Consider the following 8,490-nt stretch of genomic DNA (forward strand, 5'->3'; position numbering starts at 1 on the left):
GATTTTAAGTCACAGATTGAATATCAGAATCAATATGATTTTGACTTTTCATTCAAATTGAAATGCTAAAAACTGTTATTTTCGGCTGAATGCATTGACCATATAAATATTTAATCAACCTTAATTCACTAAGATAATTAACCAAAAATATAAAAAATCACCGATAGGAAAAAATAAACTTTAAATCGGCAAAAATCATCCCAAATACGCCGTAATTACTGACCTAAGACCAGATACCATTGCGAGTGATATCACTAAAACAGCCTGGATATAGCCATCATACATGTGCTAGCAATACGCACGTATAACGGAATATAGGAGCAAGAATTTGTAGGATTTTGAATGTATACGTCGGGAGTTTTTCAGTTAACCGTCAGTGCCAGATGAATAATATGCATCCAATAGTGAAATAAAATTCACCTTATCAAGTTCATTAAGTTGATTAATTCCAGCCGCTGCTTTTCTTCCTCCGCCAGTCGCAAAACTTGAGCAAATTTCGTCTGCACCCGTTCTATTTGATAATGGCGCACGTAAGCTCACCGTGTAAGACTCGCCGTCTTGGTTTTTCGTTAATACTGCTTGCGCTCGGTTTGGATCTTGATTAACGATTTCATTACCAAATACGCCACTGATGCGCCTTGCCCACGTCTCACCTGGCAGTTCAAACACACGTGCGACTTCACTTTCATAAACAGGAGCAAGGTTTGATAACTGCTGGCGATCATTTTGATAAGCATCTCGTAGTCGATAAAACACAGAGTCTTTATCATCCAAAAGATCAAACGGATTCGGGTATTGATAAAGGGTTTTGTAGAGCTCAGCTGGCGTGAAATGCAAATCACTCAGTGACGAACCGTAACCGTTGTAGTTAACCAAGGTACCTAGCTCTTCTAGAAACTCTTTTTGAGATTGAGCGAATCCATTTTCATCCGCTAGCCGCGCCGCCACCGTTTTTAGATTGTCGCCAAAGGCAGCTGCGATTGCCCAAGCCACATGCGCACCATTCAGCTTCTGGTTAATCAGCAAGCTCGTGCAGCTCTCTGGCGCGGTATCAATCAGAGTATCTAAATGACTAGAAGTTGGGACATCCCCTGTTCGGTGGTGATCGCAATAAAATACATTGATGTTTGCGTCTAGCAGTGAGTGCAGTGCAGGCAGGTTTTTCTCCATCGATACATCTAAAACGGTAACGGAAGAAACATCACCTTGCTTACCCGGATCCATAATTTGAGTAACAACTTGAGAGACCAACTTAATATCACGCTTAACACCAGTAATGAGCACGCTCTCTCTTGGCTCACTTAATCGCAGCTGTAACAACGCGATTATGCCATCTGCGTCTCCGTTGAATACGTCGTAGTGCATGTTGTTCCTCTTCCTATAGATTTAACCGTTTGCCAGAAACGCGCCAATTCGTTTGTGTGTTCGATAGTCTGTCATTATTTTAGTTATATTTCACAGATACTTAAGTCTATTTTGGAATGCCTTATTCTCATTAGATTGAAAAGATAAACACATTAATAATATTGTATGACTTATATCACAGTAAAAGAATACGAAAAGATTATAAAATAAGCGCCTCCCACTTAATGATAAAGAGACGAATGAACACTACCACCACTCTTGTTTATGACACTTTGAAAAGCCTTGCTGCTCACGCTCCTGAGCAACATGCCGAGATTCGCCAGCGTTTATATGAGCAGTTGAGCCTGCCATTTAACAAGCAGCTCTCGTTATACGCTAATGTGCTTGGTCCTATCAGCTCAGGTAAGTTAGCGGGATGCGACAATATTGATAAAGCGGTTGAACTGGCACTGGATGTGCTGGAAGGCCGAAATAAGTAGTCCCCCCTTTAATACGTAATATAACGGCCCAGATCTTCCCCCAGATCGGGCCGTTTTTTCATTCTCGTCATTTATCTATTTGAATTTCAGGCACAAAAAAGGCGTAGATGATCCACGCCTTTTGTTTTAGTAAGTTCTATGTTGTTTATGAAGTCTTGAACTGCGCGACCGCTTGGTCCATATCGTTCGCTTGCTCTGCTACCTTGTCCACTTCAACTAAGCAATGCTGCGCCGAAGCGTTATTGTCGTTCGAGATAGTGTTCAGCTCAGTAATTGAGTCACTCACTTGCGCCATTACTGCGCCCTGCTCTTCAATCGCTGAAGCAATACGTTCTGAATTACCTTGGATGCTTTCCATGTCGCTCAAGATAAGTTGCAAGCTCGCATCCAGCTCTTCCGAATCTTTCAGCGTTAGTTGACCTTGTTGATTACACTCGCCAATCTCTGCCATCGACGCCTGCATCTGGCTTTGAATTGCACTCACCACTGAAGTTATCTCTGTGGTCGATTGATGCGTTCTGCTTGCTAGTGCGCGTACTTCATCGGCAACTACCGCAAAGCCACGACCTTGTTCACCCGCACGTGCTGCTTCAATTGCTGCGTTCAATGCCAATAGGTTAGTTTGTTCTGCAATGCCTTGGATGATGTTTACTGCATCGCCGATCTGGTCAACATGATGGTTCAGTGAACTGATCGAATCTTGGCTGCTTGAAAGACGTTCAGACAACTGGGTGATGTTGCTGATGGTTTCAACCACCACTTCACGGCCTTTATCGGCATTCACTTTCGCTTGATGTACACCTTCAGCGGCAACCGATGTGCTTTCAGAGATCTCGCCAATGGTGAGTACCATCTCTTGAACTGACGTTGTCATTGTAGATGTGTGATTTGCTTGAACTTCAAACTGTTTGATTACTGACTCTAGCTCATCATGCATGTTCGATGTGCTTTGTGTCAGTTGCAGTGACTTAGATTGAGAGGCAGCGATAAGCCCTTCCAGTTGATCCAACAGTTGGTTGAAGTATTGGCCTAAAGTGCTGAGTTCGTCTTTGCCATCAAGGTGCGAACGAATAGACACGTCGTTAGAATCAACGATGTTACGAATCACCGAAAGCAGTGACTCAATTTTACCAATGATAGAACGGACGATTAACCAGCTGAACAGAATGATCGACACGAGTAGCGTGACGCAAAGGATGTTGTTGATCAGCGATAGCTTGTCCATCTCTTGCTGCGTTTGTTGGTCTAGCACCGCGGAGAACTCTTTAAATTGAGTTTCGATAGCATGAGAACCCGAGCGAGCTTGCCCAAGCAGACCTTCGTTGTGCTTCAAGCCAATCACTCGCTTTTGCTCAACCACTTGGCGAGCAGCGTCAATCAAAGCAGCTGAGCTACTCATATTTGAAGTTATAGAAAGAACACTCGGGTCAAACTCCCCCTTCTCAATTAAGTCATTGAACAGGTAAAGCTCGATTTTTTGTTCCGCACTGGCTGTCGCGCTGATGCTATCGAGCAAAACATGAAACTCGCCTAGCATACCTTTGTCACGTGATAGCCCATAGACTTCGCTCGCTTTAACTAAGTTAACAAAGCTGGTGTGGTAAGTTTCGATGTCTTCACGTAAGTGTGTGCTGTTGGCTAAACCTAAATCACTGAGCACTGTATCTAGCTCAGATTCAGACGCTAAGAATTTTTTGTAGTTTACGTCGAACTTGTCGAGGTATTTCATATCGCTACGCAGTAAAAAATCTTTCTCGTTACGGCGAAAGTTGAGCAAACGCACTTCAAGCTCTTTGGTAATTTGTTTGGCTTCGCTCATTTGAGCGGTGGTGTCTGCAAATTGTGATGTGGTAAACAGCAGTGAAATCATGCCGAAGATGGAGAACATCCCCAACGAATAGAGCTTTCTCTTTATGTTCATATACGTGGCTCGTCTTTACTAAATTAACTATGAGTATCTAAATAAATCGCATCAAAGAATGGATATCCAACTTGCGCGACCTGATTATTGTTATATTTTTTGTATCAGTAATGAGCACTAAATCTAGCGACTGTTCAGCCCACCAGCAGTGACATTCTCAATGGTATTCAAACAGAGAATGAATCTTTTCACTAAAGATAAAAGCATCAATAACACAAATTGAATACATGTACATTAGTTGAATGATAAAAGTGAGAGACAGCTATTTGACGGAACATAAATGGTTTGAATGTCATGGTATACAAGGCATTGAATTAAAAGACTTTGACGCACATTTGGATGCATTATTTATGATGACATTTTTTTGGCTCTCCAGAAGAGCACGAGCGAAGCGCAATATTGGAGGTTTTGACTTGGTTTTTAAACAGTGAATCCGTCTATTGATGATTGTACAGTAGAGCGTAAACGGCGAAAAAAATGGACCTACTCAATTCGAGTCAGGTCCATCTTTTGATTTTCTAGTCAATCGCTTTGCAGCTAAAGAGTTAGGTGCGAATTCAAGGCTGGCTAAAACGCTTTCACCATCTTGGTTAGGCACTTCAATAATACCGCTTTCTCGTCTTCTTCGATGTCTTGCGTCAGCTCATTAACCAAATTCAAGTGAAGCTGGTTATGGTGGACGTGGATCTTCTGACCTTCATCAGTTAATGCCACCACAATTGCACGACGATCCGTTGGGTGTTCATGGCGTTCAATCAATTCAGCTTTAACCAGCTTTTCGATTTGAACAGTAAGTGTACCCGTGGTGATACCTAACTTTTCAGCGAGCTCTTTCATTCTTAACGCGCCATGCATACCAAGTACTTCAATGGTGTGTACTTGAGCCAGGGAATAACCCGTCTCTTTGACAACAGACTGCTCCCACGAAGACATTTTATCGTAGAACTCAGTCAGTATTTGGTTAAGCTGTTCTATATTTCGCATGGTCGTTTGAATGCACTTCAAGAGTAAGATGATTAATCTTATCAAACTTGGCGAGCATTTGTTTATATTCAGAGACGGTTTTATCACTGTTTGATTCAAGAGTAATCGCTGCTGAATAGTGATGCCCACTCACCTTCCACATATGGAAATCGGTGACCGACGCATAAGGCGTTAAGGTTTTGGTCACTGAGTCACGATAATCTTGGTCGATATTCTCATCCAGCAGGATTGGGCTGGTTTGTTTCATAAGGTTCATCGTCCACTTAGCAATCACGAATGCGCCAACCATTCCCATTGCTGCATCTAACCAGTTCCAACCGTAAAACTTACCAAATAGCAGCGCAACAATCGCAAGCAGCGAAGTTAGAGTATCCGCCAACACATGCATGTAGGCTGCGCGTAGGTTGTGATCATGATGGTGTCCGTGATGCTCGCCATGTTTATGACCACGGTCGCTGTCGTGCTCATGGCTATGTGAATGACCGTGATTCTTACTATGATTGTGGCCATGCTCGTGTCCGTGATCATGATGGTGATCGCCAAGTAAAAACATACTCACCACATTCACAGTTAAACCAATACAAGCAACGATGATCGCTTCATTGAACTGAATCGCTTGTGGGTTAAACAAACGATGTACTGATTCCACCAGCATCAACAATGCCACAATCCCCAATGCAATCGCGCTGGTGTAGCCCCCTAACACGCTGACTTTGCCAGTACCGAAAGAGAAACGTTCGCTCTCGGCATGTTTCTTCGCATAACGGTATGCAAATAAGGTGATACCAAACGCTGCGGCGTGCGTCCCCATGTGCCAACCATCGGCAAGCAATGCCATCGAGCCGTAAATAGTACCTGTAACAATTTCGACAACCATGGTAACGACGGTCAATAACAGGACATAGAACGTGCGTTTCTCACCTTGACTGTTATGTGAAGAAAAGTTGTGTTGGTGACGTGTTGGAAAACTCAAAATGGCGTCCTTAGCTTGTGTTTGTGGTTAGATGATCGTTGCAAATAAAAGCCCTTTGATTGACAAGTAATTTGATAATCAAAGTAATAATTTGAAATTTAGTTTGATTATCAAACTTTGTCAACGATGAATTTTGAAACTCTGATTTGCGGGACGAATAGTTGATGGTGAGCGCTAGTTTGTTCCAAAGATTATTGATTCAGTAAAAACGAGGCTTTCCAGGGACAAAAAAGCCCACTCGAGGTGGGCTGATTGAGTCAAACTCAATGATTGTATTTATTTGTTTTGCAATGAAATAATCTCATCATTCACCCAACCTAACAGCTGCTTGGTTGCTTTCGACAAGACTTGGTTCTGCCGAACAATATAACCAAGACTGGTGCTCGAGAAGTTGGTCAATGGTGTCACTTTCGAATGCAGGTGCTGCTTGGTTGATACCGCAAACTCCGGGACAATAGCCACACCAAATCCCGCTTCTGCCCAGTCGATTTGAGCATCGACACTCCCTACTTCCATCACCCTATAATTAGGTAGATTAAGGCTTGGTAAACCTTCATCAATAAAGTCACGCGTTCTCGTATCATGACCTAGTAGAATCAAAGTGAGCTCTGCATCAGAGTCTCGGATATCAAACCCATCGCCAAGCGCACACCAAGAAAGCTCTTGCAGCTTAGTGAAATACAAAGACTCGTTGTGCTGCTCTTTGGCGATAACAAAACCAATATCCGCTTGAGCATTTTTAACTAAATTCGATGCCTGAGATGACGTGGTATTCAAGAGCGTAAGGTCAATACCGGGATACTGCGCTTTGAACTTCTGGAACGGACGAATTAGCAAAAATCGAGAAATGATGTCACTTACGGCAATGGTTAACGTCCCTATTTTAAGGTCGTTAATGGCATTGAGATCGGCCTGACAAATCTGCAGTTCGAGTAGCGTTCTTTGGCTTGTTTCCAATAGCCGTTCACCCGCTTGAGTCAATTGAAAAGGGCTTCTCTCTATCAACTTTATGCGTGTTTGTTGTTCCAGTTGTTTTAGGTGCAAACTCACATTGGGTTGTGTCATGTGCAGTGCATTGGCCGCTTTCCCAAAATGCTTGTACTCCGCAAGCGTCACAAACGTCTTCAACAAATTAATATCGAGCATCATGTCCTCTCTCTCGTGTCACTAATATCATTCCCTAAAAGTAAAGAATGCCCCATCGTCATTCCCTACAGTGAGGAACGAACGTGATAGGGAATCTCGTTTGTAGCTTAAGACTTTAAGGATATATGAAATCCTTATCAAGATAATAAAGATAATTAATTTCTCTTATCCACCTTATAGGCCTAACATGATTCCTCAATCAGTTAGGAGAAAAATTATGCCATCTATCGTTGTTGTGGGCGCAAACTGGGGTGATGAAGGCAAAGGCCGCATCGTCGATTTTTTAGCAGACCAAGCTTCTGCTAGCATTCGTTTCCAAGGCGGAAACAATGCAGGTCATACTGTGGTAAATGACTTCGGTACATTCAAACTGCACCAACTACCTAGTGGTATTTTTAATCCTAATTGTACGGCGGTTCTTGGCCCTGGCATGGTGATCAGCCCTGCTGCGCTAACTGAAGAGATTGCAGAAGTTCAAGAGGCTGGCATCAAAGTGAAAATGGCGATCTCAGATCGTGCGACACTGTGTCTCCCTTTACATGCTCTTGAAGATACGCTTGAAGAAGAGCGTTTGGGCGATGGCGCTTACGGCTCTACACGTCAAGGCATTGCACCAGCGTACGGCGATCGTGTAATGAAGAAAGGCATTCTTGTCGGTTGGCTGAATCAACCTGAAATTTTAGAGCAGCGTATTCAATTCCTACTTGATTGGAAGATGCCTCAGCTTAAAGCGCTATACCCTCAATGTGACTTCTCCCAGACTGCTTCTGAAATGACAGAATGGCTACTTGAAGTAACTAAAGCGTGGCGCCCGTTCATCTGCAACGTAACTGAGCCGCTTAAAGCGCTGCAATCACAAGACGCAAACCTACTGTTTGAAGCTCAGTTAGGCGCAGGTCGCGACCTTGTCTACGGTGAATACCCTTGGACAACATCTTCGAATGTAACCGCAGCTTATGCTGGCATTGGTAGCGGTTTACCTGCACTTCGTCCTGAACGTGTTATCGCTGTTGCTAAATCATTCAGCTCGTCTGTTGGTACTGGCACGCTAGTAACTGCAATGGAAGAACAAGACAGCTTCCGCGAAAGCTCTAACGAATACGGCGCAACTACGGGTCGACCACGTGATATGGGTTACTTTGATGCAGTGGCAACTCGCAACGGTGTTGACCTGCAAGCTGCAACGGAAATCGCACTGACTAAGATTGATTGCCTGTCTGGTTTGTCTGAGCTTAAGATCTGTACTGCTTACTCAGGAGAGCACACAGAGAACCCGATTTGGCCACAAACGGCTGAGCTAAAGCCCGTATATGAAGATATGGCTGGCTGGGATGAAGACATCACGGGTTGCCGCACGTTTGAGAGCCTTCCTCAAGCAGCACAAGATTACGTTACTCGTATCGAAGAGTTAATGGGTGTTCCAATCGTGATGGTATCGGTAGGTCCTGAGCGCGAGCAAATGATCATTCGAGCTTAGTTTAGAAGACGACAAGATCTACATCAAAGCCCACATTCAGTGGACTTTTTTGATTGTTCATAAAGAACGAGATAACACAAGGAATTACAGGGTATCCGCCCCATGAACCCACGGGGCGACTTGTCAGTGTTTGAAGTTCCAAGGC

7 protein-coding genes are annotated in these 8,490 nt (G+C 43.6%); 2 read left to right on the plus strand and 5 right to left on the minus strand.

Going from position 1 to position 8,490, the window contains the following annotated elements; all coding sequences use genetic code 11:
- Positions 1-366: 366 nt before the first annotated feature.
- Positions 367-1,365: a DHH family phosphoesterase gene (locus tag AB6D58_RS18180; protein ID WP_372157950.1), complete on the minus strand. Its 999-nt coding sequence runs from the start codon at positions 1,363-1,365 to the stop codon at positions 367-369.
- A 239-nt stretch (positions 1,366-1,604) separates the two neighbouring features.
- Here AB6D58_RS18180 and AB6D58_RS18185 point away from each other — a divergent pair, with 239 nt between their 5' ends.
- Entirely contained in the window at positions 1,605-1,844 is a 240-nt protein-coding gene (locus AB6D58_RS18185) for a PAS factor family protein (protein WP_004733935.1), read from the plus strand.
- 145 nt (positions 1,845-1,989) lie between these two features.
- Here AB6D58_RS18185 and AB6D58_RS18190 read toward each other — a convergent pair whose 3' ends face one another.
- The 4 genes from AB6D58_RS18190 to AB6D58_RS18205 all read right to left on the minus strand — a co-directional run bounded on the left by AB6D58_RS18190 (position 1,990) and on the right by AB6D58_RS18205 (position 6,871).
- The gene (locus tag AB6D58_RS18190; RefSeq protein ID WP_372074118.1) at positions 1,990-3,714 is read right to left on the minus strand and encodes a methyl-accepting chemotaxis protein; all 1,725 of its coding nucleotides are present in this window, start codon (positions 3,712-3,714) and stop codon (positions 1,990-1,992) included.
- Positions 3,715-4,332: 618 nt separating this feature from the next.
- On the minus strand, positions 4,333-4,749 hold the full coding sequence (locus tag AB6D58_RS18195; protein ID WP_017059185.1) for a MarR family winged helix-turn-helix transcriptional regulator: 417 nt from the start codon (positions 4,747-4,749) through the stop codon (positions 4,333-4,335).
- Positions 4,727-5,722: a CDF family Co(II)/Ni(II) efflux transporter DmeF gene (gene dmeF, locus AB6D58_RS18200; protein WP_372074061.1), complete on the minus strand. Its 996-nt coding sequence runs from the start codon at positions 5,720-5,722 to the stop codon at positions 4,727-4,729. Before dmeF ends, AB6D58_RS18195 begins: the two co-directional genes overlap by 23 nt.
- Positions 5,723-5,998: 276 nt before the next feature.
- Entirely contained in the window at positions 5,999-6,871 is an 873-nt protein-coding gene (locus tag AB6D58_RS18205) for a LysR family transcriptional regulator (RefSeq protein WP_017059183.1), read from the minus strand.
- Between the two features lie 214 nt (positions 6,872-7,085).
- On the opposite strand from AB6D58_RS18205, the gene AB6D58_RS18210 reads away from it, so the two are divergent.
- Positions 7,086-8,345, plus strand: a complete 1,260-nt coding sequence (locus AB6D58_RS18210; protein WP_017059182.1) for an adenylosuccinate synthase — start codon at positions 7,086-7,088, stop codon at positions 8,343-8,345.
- The last annotated feature ends 145 nt before the right edge of the window (positions 8,346-8,490 follow it).

It is taken from the genome of Vibrio sp. 10N.239.312.D08 (assembly GCF_041466145.1).
Lineage (GTDB): Bacteria > Pseudomonadota > Gammaproteobacteria > Enterobacterales > Vibrionaceae > Vibrio > Vibrio crassostreae_C.